The organism is Thiomonas sp. FB-6 (assembly GCF_000377645.1).
Classification (GTDB): Bacteria; Pseudomonadota; Gammaproteobacteria; order Burkholderiales; family Burkholderiaceae_C; genus Thiomonas_A.
In genome coordinates this window covers 1-22,163 of sequence record NZ_KB898519.1, presented here as the reverse complement: position 1 = coordinate 22,163, position 22,163 = coordinate 1, and the positions used below count along the sequence as shown (strand labels likewise).

General features: G+C 66.0%; 18 protein-coding genes and 1 pseudogene. 4 read left to right on the top strand and 15 right to left on the bottom strand.

The annotated features are described in order from the left end of the window. The 11 genes and pseudogenes from D466_RS24250 to D466_RS0118870 form a co-directional block, all read right to left on the bottom strand. Positions 1 to 161 (bottom strand): annotated as a pseudogene (locus tag D466_RS24250) (IS5/IS1182 family transposase); the annotation flags it as partial. Positions 162 to 241: 80 nt separating this feature from the next. After that, positions 242 to 1,048: an enoyl-CoA hydratase/isomerase family protein gene (locus D466_RS0118915; protein ID WP_018915258.1), complete on the bottom strand. Its 807-nt coding sequence runs from the start codon at positions 1,046 to 1,048 to the stop codon at positions 242 to 244. 31 nt (positions 1,049 to 1,079) lie between these two features. Then, positions 1,080 to 2,600, bottom strand: coding sequence for an AMP-binding protein (locus tag D466_RS0118910; RefSeq protein WP_026285489.1), 1,521 nt, complete (start codon positions 2,598 to 2,600; stop codon positions 1,080 to 1,082). A gap of 13 nt (positions 2,601 to 2,613) precedes the next feature. Continuing rightward, positions 2,614 to 3,117 carry a (2Fe-2S)-binding protein gene (locus D466_RS0118905; RefSeq protein WP_018915256.1) on the bottom strand — a complete coding sequence of 168 codons (504 nt, stop codon included), beginning with the start codon at positions 3,115 to 3,117 and terminating at the stop codon, positions 2,614 to 2,616. After that, the gene (locus tag D466_RS0118900) at positions 3,114 to 3,932 is read right to left on the bottom strand and encodes a xanthine dehydrogenase family protein subunit M (RefSeq protein WP_018915255.1); all 819 of its coding nucleotides are present in this window, start codon (positions 3,930 to 3,932) and stop codon (positions 3,114 to 3,116) included. Before D466_RS0118900 ends, D466_RS0118905 begins: the two co-directional genes overlap by 4 nt. Further along, positions 3,929 to 6,940 carry a molybdopterin cofactor-binding domain-containing protein gene (locus tag D466_RS0118895; RefSeq protein ID WP_026285488.1) on the bottom strand — a complete coding sequence of 1,004 codons (3,012 nt, stop codon included), beginning with the start codon at positions 6,938 to 6,940 and terminating at the stop codon, positions 3,929 to 3,931. The genes D466_RS0118900 and D466_RS0118895 overlap by 4 nt, the downstream gene beginning before the upstream one ends. An 81-nt stretch (positions 6,941 to 7,021) precedes the next feature. Beyond that, positions 7,022 to 8,359: an MFS transporter gene (locus D466_RS0118890; RefSeq protein WP_018915253.1), complete on the bottom strand. Its 1,338-nt coding sequence runs from the start codon at positions 8,357 to 8,359 to the stop codon at positions 7,022 to 7,024. Positions 8,360 to 8,511: 152 nt separating this feature from the next. Beyond that, positions 8,512 to 9,399, bottom strand: a complete 888-nt coding sequence (locus D466_RS0118885; protein ID WP_018915252.1) for an AraC family transcriptional regulator — start codon at positions 9,397 to 9,399, stop codon at positions 8,512 to 8,514. Positions 9,400 to 9,496: 97 nt separating this feature from the next. Further along, complete coding sequence (locus tag D466_RS0118880) at positions 9,497 to 11,269, bottom strand: GMC family oxidoreductase (RefSeq protein WP_018915251.1); 1,773 nt, start codon at positions 11,267 to 11,269, stop codon at positions 9,497 to 9,499. Then, a complete protein-coding gene (locus tag D466_RS0118875) occupies positions 11,266 to 11,871 on the bottom strand; it encodes a UbiX family flavin prenyltransferase (RefSeq protein ID WP_018915250.1) in 606 nt (201 codons plus the stop codon). Before D466_RS0118875 ends, D466_RS0118880 begins: the two co-directional genes overlap by 4 nt. A 3-nt stretch (positions 11,872 to 11,874) precedes the next feature. Continuing rightward, complete coding sequence (locus tag D466_RS0118870; RefSeq protein WP_026285487.1) at positions 11,875 to 13,320, bottom strand: UbiD family decarboxylase; 1,446 nt, start codon at positions 13,318 to 13,320, stop codon at positions 11,875 to 11,877. A gap of 225 nt (positions 13,321 to 13,545) precedes the next feature. Here D466_RS0118870 and D466_RS0118865 point away from each other — a divergent pair, with 225 nt between their 5' ends. Together D466_RS0118865 and D466_RS0118860 are read left to right on the top strand one after the other, a co-directional pair. Further along, entirely contained in the window at positions 13,546 to 14,496 is a 951-nt protein-coding gene (locus D466_RS0118865; RefSeq protein ID WP_038166959.1) for a LysR family transcriptional regulator, read from the top strand. Then, positions 14,493 to 15,935, top strand: a complete 1,443-nt coding sequence (locus tag D466_RS0118860; protein WP_026285486.1) for an aldehyde dehydrogenase family protein — start codon at positions 14,493 to 14,495, stop codon at positions 15,933 to 15,935. The genes D466_RS0118865 and D466_RS0118860 overlap by 4 nt, the downstream gene beginning before the upstream one ends. Before the next feature lie 19 nt (positions 15,936 to 15,954). Here the strand turns inward: D466_RS0118860 and D466_RS22420 are convergent, their stop codons facing one another. Beyond that, on the bottom strand, positions 15,955 to 16,761 hold the full coding sequence (locus D466_RS22420; protein ID WP_018915246.1) for a sterol desaturase family protein: 807 nt from the start codon (positions 16,759 to 16,761) through the stop codon (positions 15,955 to 15,957). A gap of 152 nt (positions 16,762 to 16,913) precedes the next feature. Between D466_RS22420 and D466_RS22415 the strand changes: the two genes are divergently transcribed. Next, positions 16,914 to 17,822 (top strand): helix-turn-helix transcriptional regulator, encoded by a 909-nt coding sequence (locus D466_RS22415; protein ID WP_018915245.1) that lies wholly within the window; start codon positions 16,914 to 16,916, stop codon positions 17,820 to 17,822. Positions 17,823 to 17,874: 52 nt separating this feature from the next. On the opposite strand, the gene D466_RS22410 is transcribed toward D466_RS22415, so the two are convergent. Next, positions 17,875 to 18,726: an HD-GYP domain-containing protein gene (locus D466_RS22410; RefSeq protein WP_081630047.1), complete on the bottom strand. Its 852-nt coding sequence runs from the start codon at positions 18,724 to 18,726 to the stop codon at positions 17,875 to 17,877. Positions 18,727 to 18,814: 88 nt separating this feature from the next. After that, positions 18,815 to 19,960: an EAL domain-containing protein gene (locus tag D466_RS22405; RefSeq protein WP_156004464.1), complete on the bottom strand. Its 1,146-nt coding sequence runs from the start codon at positions 19,958 to 19,960 to the stop codon at positions 18,815 to 18,817. On the opposite strand from D466_RS22405, the gene D466_RS24245 reads away from it, so the two are divergent. Next, positions 19,953 to 20,192: a hypothetical protein gene (locus D466_RS24245; RefSeq protein WP_156004462.1), complete on the top strand. Its 240-nt coding sequence runs from the start codon at positions 19,953 to 19,955 to the stop codon at positions 20,190 to 20,192. The two genes, D466_RS22405 and D466_RS24245, sit on opposite strands and share 8 nt — an antisense overlap. Positions 20,193 to 20,521: 329 nt before the next feature. Here D466_RS24245 and D466_RS22400 read toward each other — a convergent pair whose 3' ends face one another. Next, positions 20,522 to 21,865 carry a PLP-dependent aminotransferase family protein gene (locus D466_RS22400; RefSeq protein ID WP_369759462.1) on the bottom strand — a complete coding sequence of 448 codons (1,344 nt, stop codon included), beginning with the start codon at positions 21,863 to 21,865 and terminating at the stop codon, positions 20,522 to 20,524. Positions 21,866 to 22,163: the final 298 nt, after the last annotated feature.

Genomic DNA, 22,163 nt, shown 5'->3' with positions numbered 1-22,163 from the left:
CCTTTGCCCTTGGGATAGTGCGGCTCGATCACCTCGCACAACTGCGCCCACGGCACGATCTCGTCCATCGTCTGCAGGAACACGTCGCGCTTCGTCGGCTTACGGTATTGCTCAAATCCGGCGGCTTGATCGGCGGCCATGGCAAGGGTCTGTTGCTTCATCTACCTTCAACGCACGAGCCCCCTCGGCGGTGGACCTTCTTCAGCGTTGCCTGAAGCTTCTATCGAATGCGTCCGCGATGTCAACGCCCGCGAAAGACCGGCGGACGCTTTCCGTGGAATGCTTCAACTCCTTCGCGGAAGTCCTCCGAACTTCGCAGGCGGCTGTAGCAATGCCCCTCAAGCTCAATGGCGATAGCCAATGGTGCATCTTCCGTGTCGTTGAGCAACTTCTTGGCCGTACGCTGCGCGAGCGGCGAAAAGCCGACGAGTTCCTGCACCAGATCCGCGGTGGCTCGCTCAAGCTCGGCATCGGCAACGCATTGAGTCGCGATGCCCCATTCAACAGCCTGGGCGCCCGAGATGCGCCGCGAGCGCATCACGATGTCCTTGGTGCGCGCGATGCCGACCATCTTCTGTAGCCGCGCCGACCCACCTGAACCAGGAATCTGGCCCAGCTTCTGCTCGGGAAGCGCGTATTGCGTCGTTGCGGTGACGATACGAAAGTCACAAGCCAGCGAAAGCTCGAACCCCACGCCGAAGCAATAGCCGTGGTTTGCCGCAATGACCGGTTTCGAGCATCGCGTCGGAGCCGCCACGTTCCATGCCAGCTTCGAAACATGCTCCGGCGATGCTTCGAGAAAGCCTTTGATGTCGCCGCCGCTGGAGAAATGCGCGCCACTCCCGCGCAGCACGATCACTCGCACCCGCTCATCCTCATCCAGCGCCTCGAAGACCAACCGCAGCTGCTCGCGCTGCAGCATGGACACGATGTTGAACGGGGGGCGATCGAGGACGATGTCGGCGCGCTGCGCAGCTGCGTCGACCTCCACGCGAAATCCATCCAATTGCTCCAGCAGGCTGTTCGCCTGGTGCTTGAGTACGCTCATCAAAGACTCCTTGATCGAAAAGGTTCGGGGTTCAATCGGCCTCGAACTCGCCTGCCGACAGCTTGCGGCGGAGGATCTTGCCTACGGGAGATTTGGGTATCTCGCGCACGAACACATATTCGCGCGGCCTCTTGAAGTTGGCGAGATCGGAATGCACGCAGTGCTCGTCCAGCGCCTGCGCCTCGACCGCCTGTTTGCGCTTCACGAAGGCGACGACGCGCTGACCCCAGCGATCATCCTTCACGCCGGCAACGGCGACCTCCTCCACTCCGGGATGCAGCGAGAGGATCGACTCGATGTCCACCGGAGAAATGTTCTCTCCTCCGCTGATGATCATGTCATCGACGCGCCCCGTCACGAACAGATCGCCGTCTTCATCGAAGTAGCCGGTGTCGCCTGTGAAGTACCAACCTTCGCGCAGGGCCTTGGCGTCCGCCTCGGGCCGGTTCCAGTAGCCCTCGAAAGCCTCGTCGCCTGCCAGATCGGCAATGATCTGTCCTTCCTCACGCACCGCCGCGAGCTGATGGGGCGACGCGGCGTCGAGCCTGACCACACGGATACGCGTGTTGATACCGGAGCGCCCGGCGCTTCCCGCCTTGCGCACTGCGTCCTGATCCACGGTGAATGTATAGACCTCGGAGGATCCATAGTGGTTCACGAACAACTCCGGCCTGAACACCGCCTGCACGCGTTGCAGGAGAGCATCAGGCATCGGTGCACCAGCGAATCCGACTTTGCGCACGCTTGCAAGCTCACGCGGCTGCCGTTCCTGGCAGCCCAGCATGTCGTGGTACAGAGTTGGAACCAGGTAAAGACAGCTGATGCACTCCCGCTCGATGCAGTCCAGCGCATCTTCGGAGTGAAAACGCGGCATGCAGACGAACAGACCGTCGATCAGGGCCATCGCCAGCAGGGACCGCACGCCCATCGTGTGATACAGAGGCATCACGCCGAGCGTGCGCTCGCCCCTTCGGTAAAGGTTCTGAGCCACGTGCGCCAGCGCAGCAGCCCGCTCCTGTCGATGCCGTCTCGGCACGCCCTTGGGCCGGCCTGTCGTGCCCGAGGTGTAGAGCATCAGGGAAAGGTCGTCCGCCGAGGCCTGCGGGACCAGTTCGGCAGGGCCCATCTCCAGCAAGTCCTCGAAGCGTGCGCTGGCTCCTTCGGCACCGCTCAGGCCGATGCGCGGCAGGCGCTGGGCCGCCTCGCTGCAGGCCACCGCCTGCGCACTCGCCGGCTCGAACACGATCGCTCGCGCCTGCGCGTCGAGCGCGCAGTACTCGATTTCCTCGGGTTTGGCTCTCCAGTTCAACGGCGTGACGACCACGCCGAGAAATTGACAGGCCCAGTGGAGGGTCGCCATCTGCCAACGGTTCTGAAGCACCACGAGCAGATGGTCACCACGACCCAGGCCCATGCTGCGCAAACCGACCACCAGGCGACCGATTTGCGCGGCCCATTGTCCATAGTCCAGCCGCACGTCGGCGTCCAGCAATGCTGGGGCCCGGGAGCTTCGCTCGACCACCTGCAAGAAGGTACGTCCTAGATCCAGCATGGTGTGCTTGCCTTCAAGATTCACACGCCGTGGAGCGACGCTCTGCAGCGACCTCCAGCACCGCCTTCACGATCGGCGTGTATCCGGTGCAACGACACAGGTGTCCCGAAAGCATCTCCCGCACCTGCCTCTCGTCGGGTTCCGGCACACGTTGCAGAAAGTCCGAGCACGACATCAGGATGCCCGCCGTACAGAACCCGCACTGCAATGCATGGTTGCGCCGAAAGGCGAGCTGCAGATCGTTCAGACCCTCTGCGCCCAGCCCCTCCACGGTGTCGACCCGACGACCCTCGACCTGCAGTGCGAGGGTCAAGCACGCCCGCGCGGCCACACCGTCGATGCGCACCGTGCAGGCGCCGCACACCCCGTGCTCACACCCCACGTGTGTACCGGTGGCGCCGAGTTCATGTCGAAGAAAGTCCGCCAACATGGTTCGCGGTTCGCACCAGCCGTGGCGCTCGACCCCATTGAGAGTCAAGGTGACGCGCTTGCGCTCGTCAGCGTCGATCCGTTTCATGCGAGAGCCTCCTCGATGGCACGGCGCCCGAGGCGGCGTACCAGATGGCGCCGGAACTTCGCGCTGGCCTGCGCGTCGTCCTGCGCCTGCAGTTCCCAGGCGAAGTCGTTCAGCGCCTGGTCCAGTTCAGCAGCACCCGCCCGCGGCAGATGCTTGAGCCGTGGGCGATCGGCGACGCCGCCCACCGCCACGTCGATTCCGCCCGCCCTGGCCACCACGGCGACCGCGACGATCGCGAAATCCCCGTGACGATTGGCAAACTCGAGGAAACCGTACCCTTCGCCGTCTCGCGCCAGTGGATACCGCACCTCCTCCACCAGCTCGTCCGCGGCCCGTGCCGTCTGCAACATGCCACGGAAGAAATCCTGCGCGGTGACCACACGCCGCGAGCGCGCCGAACGAAGCACGACCTCGCCCCCCAGAGCCAGCAAGACCAGCGGCAGCTCGGCGCTGGGGTCGGCATGCGCGACCGAGCCGCAGACTGTCCCGCGATTGCGGATCTGGAAATGCGAAATGCTCGGAAAGGCCGCGTGCAGCAGAGGCACCTCGGAGGCCAGGCCGGGGCGCCACTCCACGCTGGCTTGCGTGGCCGCCGCACCGATGCGCAGCTTGGCATCGTGCACGCGCACGTAGTCCAGGTCACGCGTGCGGGAGATGTCCAGCAACAGCCCGGGCTGCGCGAGTCGCATGTTCAGGATCGGCATCAATGACTGCCCTCCCGCCAGCACGCGCGCGTCCTCGCCGAACTGCGCCAGGCATTCGACCGCCTCGGATGCGGTCTCGGCCCGCAGGTAATCGAAGCGACAGGGTTTCATTTATGGGACTCCAGCCACCGCAGCAGGCGCTGCCACCAGCGGGCGCGGGCGGGCGTGCCTCCGCCCGCGGCCTGGCGCCCGAGTTGCTCGAACAGTTGCTGCAACACCATGCGCGCTGCACTCTCGAGCATGCGGCTTCCGACCGCCGCCACCTTGCCCGAAACCTCGACGCCGTAGTCGTAATCCAGCCGGGTGCCCCCGTCCTGCTCGGCCAGGCGCACGGTCCCGTCGCCCCGTACCGACCCCAGCGTGGAAGATCCACTTCCGGACAGGCGCAACCCATGGGGAGGATCCAGATCGGACAACTCGATCTCGGCGGCGTAGCGCGCCTTCACCAGTCCCACACCCAGCGTGACCTCGGCTCGATATCGGCTCGGCCCCAGCGCCTCCAGCGCGTGACATCCGGGAATCACCCGGGCGAGCGCATCGGGGTCGAGCAGCAACCCGAAAATGGCTGGCGGGGGTGCGGCCAGCAGCACCGACCCTGCCGCACGCAAGGCCCGATTCCGCCCGCCTGCGGCGGGCTGCGCTGCAGCAGCCGGTCTGGCCTGTGCGGCTGCGACATGCGCGGACGGCTCCGGGTCGTCGATTCCGAGGAGATCCATCACGCGTGATGGCGTCAGCGGCAACTCGATATCGCTCACCCCCAACGCGTCCGCCACCGCGTTGGCGATGCACACCGGCGTGCTCATGTTGTTGCCCTCCGCCAGTCCCTTCGCACCCAAGGGGGTGAAAGGTGACGGAGTCTGCAGATGCAGGATCCGCGGCTCGGGAATCTCACAAGTCGTCGGCACCAGGTAATCGGCAAAGGTGCCGGACTGGAAGCTGCCGTCGGCTCCATAGACGAACTGCTCCATCAGCGCCGCGCCGACACCCTGCGCGAAACCGCCGCGAATCTGCCCATCGGCCAGTGCTGGGTTGAGCAGTACGCCGGCGTCGTGCGTCGTGACGTAGCGGTCGATCGTCACACGTCCGGTATCGCGATCGACCTCGACGGCGCAGATATCGAACACGAAGCCATAGGCGGCCGAGGTATTCACCCGGTCCTGCTCATCGGGTGCCTCCAGGCACTCCGGAGTCCAGAATACCGTCTCGCGTAGCCCCAGTTCGACGCCGTGCGGCAACTGCGCCGGCGACCAATGGGCGCTTCCGGCCAGGCGCGTGAAGGACACCGAGCGCCCCGGATCATCGCGCGACTGCACCTTGCCGGCGCGGAACTCCACCCGCGAAGCCTCGCAACCCAACTGCGCGGCGGCGATGGTCGCGAGCCGATCGCGAAGGCGACATGCGGCCAGATGCGCGGTTCCCGCAGCGGCACCGGCGAAGCGGCTGGAGTAGTTGCCGGCGGCGACCGACCAGGCATCCTTGAGCGTATCCAGCTCGGCATTGACCACCACGTCCTGCGGGTGCAATCCGAATACGTCGGCGACGACCTGCGCGCATACGGTCAGGTGGCCCTGCCCGGCGGGCGCCGAATCCACCAGCACGCTCACGCCTCCGAGCAGGTCGATGGCCACCGTGGCACTGGAGATGCCCCCATTCTTCGGCCCGGCCTTTGCGCGCTGTTCGGCCGTGAGCACCGTGGTGATGTAGCCCATGTTGGAAATCGAGGGCTCGACCACCGCTGCATAACCGATCCCGTACAGTCGCCCCGCCGCCCGCGCCTGCTCGCGCCGCGCCTGGAGTTCCTGCAGTCCGCCGTCGCGCTCGGCGATTTCCAGGGCTGCTTGGTAGTCGCCCGAGTCGAGCAGCGCGCCTGCGGCCGCCCGATACGGAAAGGCGCCGCTCGGCACGAAGTTGCGCCGGTAGACCTGCAACGGGTCCAAGCCGAGCTCGATGGCGATTCGCTGCATCAGGCGCTCGAGCGCGAAATACACCTGGGGTCCGCCGAAGCCGCGCACCAGCCCCGCCGGAGTCTTGTTGGTGAGAACCACCCGATTGCGCACGGCAAGGTTCTCGATGGCGTAAGCGCCTGTCAGACAGCCATGCATGCGGTAGAACGTGGCCGGCTCGGGTGCGCGCAGGTAGCCTCCGCAATCGTCGACCTGGTCGTAGGACAGCGCGGTGATGCGCCCGTCGGACTCCACCGCGGCCTCGATGCGGCAAAGCCGAGCGGTCGCTGACGTGGCGGCCGTGAGGTGTTCCAGGCGATCCTCCACCCATTTCACCGGAGCCCCCGCCTTTCGCGCCGCGAGGCACATCAGCACGACGGAGGTGAACACACTTTGCTTGACCCCGAAGCTGCCCCCCGAATGCCGGGGCGTGCGGTGCCGCAAGCGCGTGCCGGGCACCTTCAGCGCCAGCGCCATCACTGCGTGCAGCGAAAACGGCCCCATGAAATTCGACATCACGTCGTACGCACCGTCGTCCGGCTGGTACTCGGCAATCACCACGCCACATTCGATCGGGGTGCAGGAGTTGCGCGGATAGCTCACCTTCATGGACACGCGGTGGGGCGCCGACTCGAACGCCGCCTCGGGGTCTCCATAGCGGAAGCTGCGGTCACTCACCACGTTGCTACCCACGACCGGGTGCAGCACGGGCGCATGCTCGAGCATGGCCTGCTCGATATCGACCACCGCGTCGAGGACCTCGTAGTCGACACGCACCAGGTCTGCAGCATCCTCGGCCTGCGCCCGCGTCCGCGCCACTACCACAGCGACCGGCTCGCCGACATAGCGCACGCGATCGACCGCGAGACACCAATGTTCCATCGGCTGCTTGACCCCGACGATGAAGGCCTGAGACCAGTCGCGGACGTCCTGCGCGGTGAGCACCGCGCGCACGCCGTCGGCGGCCTGCGCCGCCGCAGCGTCGAGCGCCTTCACGATCGCGTGTGCATGGGGGGAGCGCACCACCGCGGCGTACAGCATCCCGGGTCTTCCGCCGAGATCGTCGGCGTACTGTCCTCGTCCGCTCAGCAGCGCGGCATCCTCGAAGCGCTCGATGCTGCGCCCTAGCCAAGGGCTCGTGGTCTCAGCTGGCGTCGTGGCGACCTCTTGCTTCATGCGTAGCTCCCTGCCTGACAACGGCCTCGCGGCCGCCGCCGTTCATGCACCTTCGTATCGCGGCAAGTCCCTGGCTGCAGCCTACACCGCATCGAGGTTGCCTCGGGTTTCGGGGACCAGCGCCGCGCCGATCAGGAACAGCACGCTGAGCCCGACCAGGAAAGCCGCCAGGGTCATGGGCAACTGTGCCGGCGTACGGGCAGTCAGCGAGACGAAGGTCGGGAGCATGCCTCCCAGCGCGAAACCGAGATTCCACGAGAGTCCGGTCCCGGTGGCGCGAATCGCGGTCGGGAAACGCTCGTTCAGGAAAATGAGAATCGGTGCGTAGCTGGCGCTTCCAAGCATGCCCAGAAGGATCGCATAGGTTCCCAGCATCGTCACGTCGTGTGTGCGCACCATGGCCAGGTACAGCGCGGGGAACGCGAACAGGCGCAGTACTCCAACCGTGAGAAAGGTCCTCTTGCGTCCGAACACCTCACTCAACTGCCCGGTAAGCACGGAAGCGACGATCACCCCCACGCTGGCAAGCAGCAGGATCGGGCCGATGGACGAAACCGGGGTATGCGTGACCATCTTCAGATAGGTCGGCAGGTAGCCCGAAGTGAGGTAGTAGCCGCCGCCACCGCCGATCGTAAGCAACAGATTGACCATCAACACACCGCGCCACTTGCTCGAGAACACCTCACCGACCGGAGTCTTGTCGGCTCGTGGCTGCGCTTGCTTGCGCCCCTTCTCCCGCGCCCACAGCGGAGACTCCTCCAGCTTGTTGAACACCAGCAAGCCCAGGAACGAGCTGAGAATTCCCGTGAAGAACATGCAACGCCAGCCCCACACCGCGAAGGACTCTCCGGTGAACAGGTGATTCATGATCAGGTAGACCAGCGAGGCGAACAACGCGCCCAGGCCGGCGCCGCCTCCACCGATCATGCCCGACACGAGGCCTCGCCACTTCGCGGGTACCGACTCGGTGGCGATGGTGTGGGTCGATGCGACCACGCCACCGACGAATACCCCCTGCACAAGACGTAGCGCGATCAGAATCAGCGGGGCTGCCAGGCCGACCTGCGCGACCGTCGGCAGCAGACCGAACATCGCGGTGGCGATCCCCACGCCGACCACGGCGATGATCATTGCGCGCTTGCGCCCATGCCGGTCCGCGTAGGAGCCGAAAATCGCCGAACCGACGGGACGCATGAGCAGGGTGACCGCGAAGGACGCGTACACGCCAGCCAGGGAAAGCATCGGGTGTTCCGATGGAAAGAACAACTTGCCTACCACTGGCGCCACATACAGGAGCACGAACAGGTCGAAAAGGTCGAGACCCCAGCCGATGCACGAAGCGCTCACCGCGGTGAGGATCTGTCCCGGACTGGCCACCGGCTGCGCGGGATCGCGCAGGTAAGACGCGTTTTCCGACATGCTTGTCTCCTGCTTTCGTTGTAGGAATGGCAGGAGTGTGGAACCAGTACGCGCTTCGGCGGTAACGCAAGCGTCCGGAGTTGGACCGGATCATCCGGAGACTTACCAGATCGTCCGGTACTTTGCGTGCTGCGTCGCAGCAAACGCTTCATTCAGCACGCGTCGGGGCGGTCGTTTTCCGGGGCTGCGCGCGAGTCGAAGAGGTCCACGACCCGGCGGTAGTCGCTGGGGGTGATTCCCAGGTGCTGGCGGAAGAACCTTGAGAAATGCCCGGGCGCGGCGAAGCCAAGGTCCTGCGCGACCGTCGCAACCGAGTCGGTACCCGACGTGAGTCGGCGCACAGCGGCTTCGAATCGAAGCACGTTGGAATACACCAGCGGCGTGACCTGGGTATCGCGTTGGAACAGCGCGAAAAAGTGTGCCCGGGACAGGCCACTGCGACGCGCAAGCGCAGGGACGTCGAACTCATGAGCCACGTCCTCGCGCATCAGTGCGATCGCACGGCGAATACGCGGATCCATCGCCGCGGGCGGCTTCAGGCGAAGGCGACTGACGAAATCGCGCCAACTACCCAGGCATTCGATCACCGAGACGATGAGATTGAACAGCAAGTCCTCCATGCGCGCCTGCGAGAGCTCGTCCGCCCACCACATCTCGAGCACGAATTCCTCCACCATGCGCTGCGCGCGCGGCGTGATGGCGACGAATTGCCGGGCAAAGAAATGCGGGTGAGCTGACACCAGCAGCGTGCGCTGCAAATCGGCCAGCCAGGCAGGCTCGACGTAAAGCGCGAGGATCAGCGTGCGCTCGCCTTCCGGCGCGGTGTGCACGTAGGCGTGCCGCTCCCAGGCGTTGACCAGGACCGCGGTCTGGTCGGTCAGCGGCGCGAGTTCCCCCCGCACACGAAAGGCGCCGTCGGCGCCGCCGGCCTTGAGCAGGATGTGGCAATGATGATGCGCATGCCCGACCAGCGGCGTGTCCATGTCCAGCAGCGCGACACGGCCGAAGCGTCCCTGAAAGATCTTGACGGCGGAGGACATGGCGAGGGCCGCTTTGCGAGTTCGCTGGCCGGCAGCCAGATGCTGACAGCTAGCTTACCAATCGTAGCAAAGCCCCGCGCACGCGTCGCCTGGGTTTTCAGGCCTGGACGGGGAGGTCTTGCGACTGCTCATCAGTGGCTTCCCAAGGATCCGGCGCTGCGCCTGCGCGCTGGCCAAGCATTTCGTGAGCGATTTTCTCCGCCACCATGATCGCCGGCACGTTGGTATTCGCGGTGGGCAATCTAGGCATCAGCGATGCGTCGACCACGCGCAAGCCCTTCACCCCGTGTACCCGCCCCTGGGGGTCGGTCACCGCCTGCTGGTCGCTGGCTGCACCCATGCGGCAAGTTCCGCTGGGATGCCAGACGCCGAACACGTTGCGCCGCACCATCCGCAACAGCCCCGCCTCGTCGTCGACTAGCGCGTCCAGCGCAGCCTCGCCCCCAAACATCCGCCGCAGCACCGCACGGCGCGCGCCGCGCGGCTGCATGTCGAGTACGCCAGCCAGCGCAGCGGTCAAGATCCGATTGCGCCGCCCGAGGCGGCTGAGCGCGCGCACTCGCGGCGAGAACACTGCCGGGAACAGTTCGCCGGGGCCCGCCTGCAGCGGCGACCCGCGCAGCGCCCGCTCGAGAAAACGCACGCCCGCCATCAGCCGTGCCGCATCGCGCGGATCGTCGAGCAGATTGAGCTCGACCCTCGGATGACGCTGCGGATCCGGCGATTCCAGGCGCAGGCTTCCGCGTGAATAGGGCCGGTTGCACCAGAGGAAGAACAACCCCAGCCGATTCCCCAGCGCGTGCCACGATGCGCGCCCGGCGCTGGACAGATACAGGTCCTGCTCCTCACAGTCCGGCAGCCCCGAACTCAGGCGTGCCGCGGTCATGCTGGCTCGGCGCATGCGCTCGGGAAACCGCCAACGCGGCTCGAGGTACTGACAGAAGGTCAGTGCCGGATGGTCCTGCAGATTGGCACCCACCCCGCGCAACTCGTGCACGACGGGAATTCCCATCTCGCGCAGATGCTCGCCCGGTCCGATGCCGGCACGCATCAGCAGAGCCGGAGACTGAAGCGCGCCGGCACTGAGGATGATCTCCCGTGCAGCGATTCGCAGCAGGCGACCATCGGTGGCGCGGGCCAGCGCCGCGCGCGCCTGACGCCCTTCAAGTTCGAGGCCCTGGACCGTCGTGCGCGCGAAGATGCGCAGGTTGGGCCGCCTGCGTGTGACCGGATCGAGGTAGGCAATGGCTGCCGAGACCCTGCGGTCATACAGGTTCGAGAACGCTGCGGGGAATACGCCGTCGCCGGGCTCGGCGTTCTGGTCCAGCAGTAGCGGCAGTCCCTGACGCCGCAGGGCATCGGCGAAGGCGCTGCAGAACGGGGGCCAGGACTCGGGAAAGATGCGCCGGATCGGCAGCGGCCCGCTGCGTCCGTGCAATGGGCCGTCGAAGTCGACATCGCGCTCGAGCCGCCGAAAGAACGGCAGTACGTCGCGCCATCCCCAGCCGCTGGCGCCCAGCGCCTCCCATTCGTCGTAGTCGCGCGCAAGCCCGCGGTTCGCCGCCTGCACGTTGATGCTGGAGCCGCCGCCGACCACCCGCGCCTGCTCGTAGCGGCGTGCCGGCGCGTCTCGCGTGGCGCGGACTTCAAGCCCCGGCCAGGTCCAGGTGTCACCCTGGAACAGCGGCAGTGGGTAGCTGTCGAGAATTTCCGGCGGGACGTGCTCCGGAGGTGTATCCTCCCCCGCCTCGACCAGCGCGACGCGCAGTCCGGGATCCGCCGACAGGCGACTCGCCAGCACGCACCCGGCGGAACCCGCGCCGACGATCACGACGTCGAAGTCGCCGACTCCCGCCGCCGGGCCGCTCATGACTCGCACTCCCGGACACGCTCCTGACGAAGCCCCTCCCAGCGCCGACCGATTCGGTCGTGGTCAAAGCCGAGCAGGTCGAGCACGCGCCCGACACTGTGATCGACGATGTCGTCGACGCTGCGCGGATTCGCGTAGAAGGCGGGAACCGGCGGCATGACGATACCGCCCATTTCGGTGACGGCGCACATGTTGCGCAGGTGGGCAAGGTTCAACGGAGTCTCGCGCGCCATCAGCACGAGCCGGCGCCGTTCCTTGAGGACGACGTCAGCGGCGCGCGCGATCAGGTTGTCCGCCAGGCCATGGGCGATCGAGGCAAGGGTCTTCATCGAACAGGGAGCGACGACCATTCCCGCGGTCAGGAACGAGCCGCTCGCGATCGCGGCACCGATGTCGCGCACCTTGTAGCAGACATCCGCCAGCTCCTCGATCTCGGCTCGCTTGAGCCCGAGTTCGTGCGCGGCGGTCAGGGCGCCCGAGTCGGACACGACGAGGTGGGTCTGCGCCTGGCCGCCCGCGCGCAGTGCCTGCAGCAGGCGCACACCCAGGATCGCGCCGCTGGCGCCCGAGATGCCGACGATGACCTTGCGCGTGCCACTCATGACTCATCCGATCCAGTGTGCAGCGTCGGACGCCTCGAAGGCTCGCAGGTCGCGCGCCGGGTCGACATCGTCCTCGCCGGGAATGCGCACGCGGGTGAACACATGTGCCTCGTAGACCACCGGGCGCGTCGCGTCGAGGCCCATCTTGGCGCTGATGCCCTGGTGGCGCAACGCCGACGGATCATCTCCGGGTGGCATGCCCACCGTAGTCGATGGATCGAGCACCGATCCTTGCGCACCACCGACGACCACCAGATCTCGATCTGCCTGGAAGCGCGTGGCCACCGCCCACTCGACCTCCGCGGGGTCGTGCACGTTCACGTCGGTATCGACCACGACCACCTGCTTGATGTCGTAATGCGCGCCGAAGGCCGCGAGGATCACGTTCTTCGCCTCTCCCTCGCGCTTCTTGTCGAACTGCACGTACAGGTGGTAGCGCCCTACGCCTCCGACGGAGAGATGCACATCCGTCACCCTCGGGTGGCTGCGCTGAAGCAAGGAAAGCAGCGAGGCCTCGCGGGGAATCGAGCCCAGCAGCAAATGCTCCATCTCCGCCGGCACGATGGTGTGAAACAACGGGTTGCGCCGGTGCGTGACCGCGTCGACCTCGATGACTTCGCGATATGCGCGCTCGCTGTAGTAACGCGGAAATTCACCGAACGGCCCCTCGAGCTCGCGCGTGTGCGGCAACAGCCGTCCCTCGATGATGATTTCGGCATCCGCAGGAACACGGACCTCGCTGGTCAGGCACTTGACCACGCGCAGCGGCGTGCCGTGCAAGGCCCCGGCGACCTCGAGTTCGTCATGGTCAATGGGCAGAATGGCCTGCGAGGCGAGCATGGTCACCGGATCAACGCCGATCGCGATCGCCACGGGCAGTGCCTGGTCGCGGCCCTCGGCGCTGCGATGAAAAGCCTGCAGATGCCGGGGCAACAGCAGCGCGGCCATTCGGCGTGGCGCGTGGACCTGCAGGCGATGGATCGATACGTTCTGCACGCCGCTGTCGGGATTGCGCGCGATCGCCAGCCCGGCAGTGATGTACGGGCCGTTGTCATGCTCGCTATGCGTGGGAATCGGCAGCAGCCGGCGCAGGTCGAGGTCGGCCTCATGACGTACCTCCTGGCATGGGGCCGGACCGGACACCTCGGCCCAGGGCACCGGGCGCTCCACCGCCTCCCGGAAGCGCGGCAGCAACTGCGCCTCCTCCACCCCCAGGGCCTCGGCGATCCAGGCGCGGCGGGACATGAAGCCGCTGACCACGGAAACCTCATGCCCGTCAGGGCGCGGGAACAGCACGGCCTGACGGCCGTCCAGGCGCTTGGCAATCGCGGCCAGTTCGTGCTCCAGGCGCACGCCGTCACGTGCCACGGCCAGACGCGAGCTGGCCCCAAGATGCCGCAGCCAATCACGCAAGCTGCTCACCGGAGAGTTCGTGTGTTGCGGAGTCATGGGTGATGCATTGCGCCTGCGCTGGAAGTGAACTTGGACCCAGTCTAGACGGCAGCTCTGCATCAACTCCAATAGTGTTTCTTGAAGCATCGAATCATTTTTTGTGATTTTTCTTGCGCCTGATTTGATGGCACGATGCAAGCCCAAGGCACGCAAAGAGCGAATTCTCGACAAGCATTGATCGATACCATCACTTTCTCTGATTGGCTTATCGAGGCAATGAGCATGGACCTTCGGCAAATCCAGTACTTCGCAACCCTGTTCGAGGACGGCTCCGTGACGCGCGCCTCCAAGCGCCTGAACATCGTGCAGCCTGCGCTCAGCATGCAGATCTCGCGCCTAGAGGAAGAGCTGCAGCTACGTTTGTTCGAGCGCGGTCGCCAGGGCATGACCCCGACCGCCGCCGGCCATCGCATGTACCGCCTGTTCACGCCGATCCTGCGAGACATCGCGAACGCACGCGAGCAGTTGATACGCGATGGCGACCAGGTCACCGGGCATGTATCGATCGGGCTGATTGCATCGATCACCGAAAGCGTGCTGTCCAGTTGCCTGAGCCGCTTCGCCGACCGCCACCCCCAGGTCGAAGTCACCGTAGCCGACGGCTACAGCGCCACGCTGATCGACTGGGTCATGGGGGGACAGATCGATGCAGCCATCATCAATAGGCCGCGCGGGCGCCTGGCGCTGGACATGAAGCCGCTGCTGGACGAGGAAATGGTGCTGGTGACGGGCTCCAGCTTCGGGAGGGAATTGCCCAGGACCATCGAGCTTGCGCGGGTAGCCGAGCTTGACCTGGTACTGACCACCAAGCGCCACGGCCTGCGTGGGGTCATCGAGACCCACGCCCAGCACGAGGACGTGCTGCTGACACCGCGCTTCGAGATCGATTCGCTCAGTTCGCTAGTCAGCTTCGTCGAGGCCACGCGCTATGCCACCATTCTGCCGCGCATCGCCGTGCAGCGCGGCCTGCGCCAGGGCCGGCTCCGCGCCTACCCCATCGTTGCGCCGCGCATCGTGCGGCACGTGACGCTGATCAGCCATCCGAGACGACCGCTGAGCCCGGCCGCACAAGCCCTGATGGGCCTGTTCGCCGAAGAGATACAGCGCGTCGCTCACCCTGCCGACACAGAGAATTCGATGCCGGCGCCGACACTCGAAGGAGACATGCAGTGAACCTTGCAAGACATTGGATCGCAGGCCACTGGCAAGGCGCGCCGCAGGGCGAGTCTGTCAACCCAGCTACCGGCGAGGTGATCGGACGGTACGCCGACGCCACCATCGCGGATGCCGACGCAGCGGTACAGGCCGCGCGGCAGGCCTTCGACCGTGGGCACTGGGCTCACGATCCGCGCCGCCGGCAACTCGCGCTGCTTGCCTGGGCCGATGCGCTGGAGCGTGACGCCGAGGAACTCGCCACCCTGCTCACCCGCGAAAACGGCAAGGTCCTGGCGCAATCGCGCGGCGAGGTCGCGGCAGCGATTTCGGAGGTTCGCTACTACGCCGGGCTGGCCCGTCACATTCCCGGGCATGCGCTGCAGCCGGAACCTGGAGTGTTCTCGACCCTGCTGCGCGAGCCGGCTGGCGTGGCCGCGATCATCGTGCCGTGGAATGCGCCGGCGGTGCTGTTGGTGCGCTCCCTGGCCCCGGCGCTGGCGGCGGGCTGCACCGCAGTCGTGAAGCCCGCCGCCCAGACCGCGCTGTTCAACGCGGCGATGCTGCAGCGCCTCCAAAGCCCCTGGCTGCCCTCAGGCACGGTGAACACGATTGCCGAGAGCGGACACGCCGCCTCCGCGCGGCTGGTCGCGTCGCACGACGTGGACGTGATCAGCTTCACCGGCTCGACGGCCACCGGAAAGCGAATCATGGCGGCAGCCGCCGACAGCATGAAGAAGTTGTCCCTGGAACTCGGTGGCAAATCCTGTTGCCTGGTGTTCGAGGACGCCGACGTCGCATCGATCGCGCCCCGCCTAGCGGCCGCGGCGACCATCATCTCCGGCCAGCAGTGCACCGCTGCGCGGCGAGTGCTGGTGCACGAATCCCTCGCGCCAGCGATGCGAGAACATCTGGTGCGAGCACTGAACTCGCTCACCATGGGACCAGGCGAGGCACCCGGAGTCGACATGGGACCGCTGATCGACCATGGGGCGCGTGATCTCGTGCAGCAACGCATCGAAGAAGCCTGCGCGCAGGCTGATCGCGTCCTGCTGCATGGCGGCCGCGGCGACCCCGCCATGGCGCGCGGGGCCTTTCTTGCGCCCACCCTGATCGAGCACGGCGACAGCAGCGCGTTCTTCTGTCAGGAGGAAATCTTCGGACCCTTCCTGGTCCTCGAGACATTCACCTCCGAGCAGGAAGCCGTAGCCAAGGCGAACCACACCGTCTTCGGACTATCCGCCAGCGTATGGACCCACGACGGCGCGCGCGCGATGCGCGTGGCCAGAGCACTTCGCAACGGCACAGTCTGGGTCAACGACCACAACCGACTGTTCGCCGAAGCCGAGACCGGCGGCTACCGGCAGAGCGGGCTCGGCCGGTTGCACGGCTATGACGCGCTCGCCGACTTCACCGAACTCAAGCACATCTGCCTCAACGCCGGCGTCCTGCACGAATAGGCATGCCGGCGTGGGACGATCACCGCGAGGCCGCTGCGTCCGCACTCTGCTCGCCAGAGCGCGCGCCTTGGGTGGACGAGTCATCGCCGAACATCCTGCGCCGGTCCTCGCTTTTCATCGCCGCATGAGACATGCCGTTGAACAAGGTTCCGAACAGCCCCTTGTCGAGGTCGCTGGTGCCGAACAGGGCATCGCAGATCGGGAAGGTCAGGTTGAAGTTTCTCGTGCCCATGAGCTCCGGGTGATGGTGGATGACGTGCATGCGACGCACCGTGTTGACCAGAGGCAAGGCGTCCAGCAAGGGGCTGTCGACGACGTGGGACAGCGTATGCAGTCCCTCGTACATCAGGTAGTAGCCCGCCATGGCCAGAACGACGATGTAGCCGGCGTTGCGCGACCAGAAATGCCCGAGCAGCAAGGCCGGCAGGAGCGCCGTGCCGACGAACAGCACCGGCGCGAACGGGGGGAACAGCAACGCCCGCCAATGCTTTTGCCCACGGTATTCGAGAGTATTGTGGGCGAAGAACAGATGGTGAACCGCAACGTGCCGCTTGTAGACGGCCTTGAACCAGCGCGTCGGTCGGTGCAGCAGATAGCGATGCGCTGCCCACTCCGCCCAGTTTCCGAACAGCAGCATCGGCACGATCGCAAGCCACTCGGCAAGCGTGGGGTGGTCCAGGCTCCAAAGGCAATACGCGAACACACCTCCGGTGAAGAGCAGCGTGAACGCCAAGTGCAATTCCCCGCGGTACCAGCGCGGCGTCGTAGCCACATACTCGTCGCGAAACGCGCGGCTGCGCTCCTCGATGTGAAGATCCTTGTCCATGATTGAGTCTCCTCCTTCTACCCGGGTTGGGCACCGGCCTCACGTTAGCCCCGAAGCCCTGCCGCGTCCTTGGGTAGCTGTACGGTGATTTACCCGGGGGTCTGAATTTTTCGTGCAACCCGCATTGGCACGGCCAGTGCATGGAGCCAGCGATGTCTCGTGCGATCTGCGAATACCGTGGCGACTTCGGCCGCATCGCGCTGCTCGACGTCGACCGCCCGCTGGTCCTGCACGCGCACCCTCAGTGCCACCTGCTGCTCAAGGCGTTCGGCATGGATGCGCATTTCTCGGTGCGCGGCGCCGCGCAACCGCTTCGCGACGACACGGCGGTCCTGGTCAACACCTGGGAGCCCCATGCGTACGTGCAGGTGGGCGAACAGGCACCCGATACCGTCTTCCTCGCGCTCTATCTCGACCCCGCATGGTTGCGCGAAGTCGACCCCCGCCTGAAGGGCGCCGCGGGGCGCCGCTTCTTCGAACACCCGGTCACGCGCGTTGGTCACGGGCTGCGCCGCCGGATCGACGACCTGGTCGCGGAGATGAGCTGCGCCCAGGGCGTTGGTCGCGACTGGCTCGAAGGCGCGATCGAGTCGATCGTGATGGATGTCGTCGGCGCCGGGCGCGGCCCGGGAATCGGGTCGCCGGATGGGCTTCGCTGTGTGCCCGACCGCAGGATTCGGCGGGCACTGGAGCTGCTGCAGACCTGCTCCGGCGATGACCGAGACATCGACGACCTGGCTTGCGCGGTGGGACTTTCGCGTGCGCACTTCTTCAAGCTGTTCCGAGATGCCACCGGATTGACGCCACACCTGTACGTCAACACGCTGCGCATGGAATCGGCGCTTCGCACGCTGGCTTGCAGCGATGTCACGCTATCCCGGCTGTCGACCGACCTGGGCTTCAGCGCGCAGGGCCACTTCACGCGATTCTTCGAACAGCGCATCGGCACCGTGCCGAGCCAATATCGCCGCGTGGTCAGCGTCCTGGTGCCCGAGCCAGGTCGCCCCGGGCCGTCAGCCGGGAGCTTGTCGTCGGGGCAAGGAGCTCCGTCTCTGACCTGAACTCACATACCTCGGCTTGGCACGGCCAGCGTGGGGTAGGTCAGGCCGCCGTTCAGTTCTCGTGCACGTAGACAGGCTCCACGACGGCGTTCATGCCTCGCAGCGCTCGCAGCCGAAGTACATTCGCCTCCGCCAGCACGGTCCCTTTGGTCAGCAATACCAGCCCGGAAACATTCATCAGGTCGCGCGAAAGGCAGTGACCCGCTTGAAGCTCGGAGAGAGACAGCGGGAGTTCTCCCTCAGGAAGCTTCTGCTCCTCCTCGCGGGGAGAGGCCTCGGCGACGATTCCGAGGAACAGGTCGACGACGCGAGGATCGAACTTGTGCCCTCGGTGGTTGCGCAAATGCTCCAGGACTTGCTCTTCGGTGAATTGCTCGGGCGCATCGGCCGGCTTGTTCAGCATCTCGTCATAGCTGTCGCACACGGCAAGGATGCGGGCTCCGATCGGGATGTCCTCGCCTGCCAGTCGCCGCGGAAAACCCGAGCCGTCCCAGTGCTCATGATGCGCCGCGACCGCCGTGGCGCTGGGCTCGAACCACGGAAGCGCGCGCAGATGCGAAGCACCGATCTCCGGATGAGAAGGAATGAGACTCCTGTCGGTCTCCGAAAGCTCGCTCCACGGCAGAAACAGCGTCGTGCGCGGCATGCCGAGCATCCCGATGTCATGGAACATGGCCGCATGGCGAAGCGCCTGATGGGCGAAGTACGACACCTTGAAGCGCACCGCCAGCATGTCGACAAGTTTTGCTACACGCCTTCCGTGACTACCGAGGTGCGGATTGAATGCATCGACGAGGCCACACAGCATCACTTCGACTCCTGCGCGGTTCGCGGTGACCTGGGCCTGCAGGCTTTCGCGGACGTCGGCCAGCGAGCGAACATCGCGCGCAAGGCGATTGGCCATGCCGATAACGCCCCCGCTCGGGGGCGGGGACTGCTTCAAGGACATAGAGATTCCAAGGACAGGATTGAAAAGAGGTCTGACAACAGAACTATTCCTCCGTCGTCTCCACGCGTGCCTGCTGCTCCAGCCACCCCATCCAGTCGGCCTGGCCCACGCTGCCGAGGCGTCCGGCCACCGACGCTTGCGCATACCAGCGCGCAAGTTCGCTGTCGCTCAATCCGCACCCGGCCAGGAAACGCGACACGGCATCGTCCCCGGCGCTGTGAGCTTCTTGCGGTGTCGGTCGGCTCAGCCGCGAACAGCGTGCAAGCATGCCGAGGAAGGTGCGAATCTCGCCGTTGCGTGCGGCCAGCCGGAAGTCCCTCTTCCACGCGAGAAGGGTCGCCGCAGGCATCGGCCTCGCAATCCCGTAACCCTGTCCGTAGCGTGCGCCGCACTCCAGCACGGCCTCGATCACGCCGGGATCCTCCACCCCCTCGACCACCAGGAGTCGACCGAGCTCGGCGGCAAGGCGGACAATGGATCGCACAAGGCACAAGGTCGGCAGCGGATCCCTGCGCATGTTCAGCGTCAGGCTCTGGTCGAGCTTGATAACGTCGAACGGAAGTTGGGCCAGGCGCTGCAGGCTGCTGTAACCCGCACCCAGATCGTCCATGGCCAGTCGCACCCCCAGGTCCTTGAGGCTGCGCACCGAGGCGACATGGAACTGGAAGTCGACGTCCTGGGTTTCCAGCAACTCCAGGGTGAGTCGCGATGGCTCGATCCCATGCCGCGAAAGTGCGGATGCAACCCACCCAGGACACGCCGGATTCAACAGCGAAGTGGGCGGAAGGTTGATTCCAACGTCAATGCGCGTGCCCTGGGCATCCCATTCCCGGACGTGACCAAGAAGTTGCTCCAGACCGTCGCGGAACAGGCGATCGAGTTCTGCCACACCGAAAGCCGGAAGAAATTGTGCGGGCGAAAGTACGCGCCCGTCTTCGAGCTGCAGGCGGGCGAGCGCCTCCACCTTCGCGCAAGCCCCGGTGTGCAGGTCCACCACCGGTTGAAGGTACATGTGCAAGCCGCCGTCGAGCAGGCGCTCTCGGCACAGCCGCGCCATTCTCTTTGAATTGACGAGCGAGTTCGACGGCGCTCTGGCAGTGCGCCATCCGTGATTCGCCCGCGGCTGCAATCCGCGGATCCATTGGCGCATCCAGGCTGACGGAAACATCGACGGGAATCGCATGATCATCGTGATGGCGAAGATCGTCCTCAAATCGCAAGGGGTCGCCTGCGCACATCCAGCGCCAGCGCTGCAGCCAAAGGGTTTCGTCGATCTGGGTGTCGATGTCGGGCATCCGCCGCCGCCACAGCTGCTCGCGCCTCAGGCCACGCAGCCTGCATGCCGCCGCGTTGGCATCGCGACAGGCACCGTCGAGGCGCGCATCGAGGCGCGAGGCCTTCGCCGGACACTGCGTTGTTGAGTGCCTGCTGCAGCCGCCGCTGCGACCGCTCGCAGCCCTGCCACCAGGGCATGGCGTCGAAACGCCGCCCGAGGACCCGCGACGGTGTGCCGCCGATGGCCTGCAAGGCCAACCGGTTGGCATGGCGCGGCACGCCGGCGGGGTCGAGCAGACCCGCAAAAAGCGAGGGCCCCAGCCGGTCGAGCACTATGCGCAGCGCGTGTTCGCGACCCGGCGGCGTGGGTCCGGCTGCCATGCGTTTCAGCGCGGCGTCGCGGTGCGCCATACGAAGTGGACTGTGGCTCGCAGCATGCCCGCAGTATGCCGGGCAGCCTGCGCCAGCAGCGTGATCAGTTGCGCGCCTGGGCGACCGGATCAGATCCAGTGCCGAAAAGGCGCGCCGTGCGCGCCGCATCATCGACCAGCCGCGCCAGTGTGCGTATGGCACGCTCGAGCGCCTCGTCCCAGTGCTGGCCGCAGGTCAGTCGGATATGGTGCTGGAACTCGGCACGCGGCGAGAACATCGGCCCCGGAGCCAGGCTGATGCGTTGCGCCAGCGCGGCACGGTGCAAGGCCATCGCGTCGACACCGACGGGCAACTCGACCCACACGAAGTACCCGCCAGCCGGCCGCACCACCCGGGTCCCGTCCGGAAAATGCCGGTTGACGGCGTCGAACAGGCTGTTCCGCTGAGTCTGCAGAGACAGCCGAAGGCTCCGCAGGTGCCGGTCGTACCCGCCTTCCTGCAAGTACTCGGCCAGTGCCGCCTGCACGGGAATCGACCCCGACAGGCTCGTCATCAATTTCAGCCGTTCGACATCGTGCGCAAACCGGCCGGGCGCGGCCCAGCCGACGCGGTAGCCTGGCGCCAGGCACTTCGAGAACGACGAGCAGTGCAGCACCAAGCCGCGACGATCATGGGCCTTGGCCGGAAGCGGCGCCGCTTGGCCTTCGTAGAGTTCCGAGTACACGTCGTCTTCGATCAGCGGCACGTCGTGGCGGGCGAGCAGCTCGACGAGCTCGCGCTTCTTTTCCTCAGGCATCAGGCTACCGAGCGGGTTCTGGAAGCTCGTCATCAGCCAGCAGGCCTTCGGGCGGTAGAGCTCGATCACATGCGCCAGGCGGTTGAGATCGATCCCCTCTCGCACGTGGGTCGGCACCTCGATGGCGCGCAGGGCCAGGCGCTCCAGCGCCTGCAGCGCCATGTAAAAGGTCGGTGACTCGACTACCACCGCATCGCCAGGCCGTGTCACGGCGTTGAGGCACAGATTCAGCGCCTCCATCGCACCGTGGGTCAGTACGATCTCGCCGGTAGCCACGGTCACGCCCTGACGCAAGTAGCGCTTGGCGATTTCGCGCTTGAGGCGCAGGTTGCCCGGTGGCAGGTCCTCGACCATGCTCCAGGGTTCGAGCCGGCGCGTGCTCGAAACCAGCGCGCGGCGCAATCGGTCGAGAGGGAACAAGACGGGACTCGGGAACGCAGAGCCGAAGGGCACGATGTCGCGGGCGCGCGCGGCGCCAAGACATGCGTAGATCAGGTCGTTGACCTCGACGGGCTGAGATCCTGACTGGGGCTCCGATGTCTTCGGCTCGGCGAGTAGCACACCGTCGGCGCGTGCGGTTACGAAGTACCCCGAGCGTGGCGCCGCGCGGACAAGGCCGCGGGACTCAAGCAGATAGTAGGCCTGGAACACAGTGCTAGCCTGGATATTTCATGAGCCGCCATCGACGTCGGGTTTGGCATCGAACACGAAGCGAGTGGCATCGCGGATGAGGGCCTGAAGCCTCGACGCGCGGGTCTTGGCGAACGCAGGGCGCAGTACCCCCTTACCCCCGTTGTTCGTCAACGTGCCGGGGACAGCACTTTTCGCGGCTCAAGGGGCCAGGGCGTGGGCGGCGCTGAGGAACACGTGCTTGAGGGGATGGCTGGAGGCCAGCAGCAGCCGCACGCGGCGGGTGTTGCGCACGACGGCCGCGCCGATCTTGAGCAGC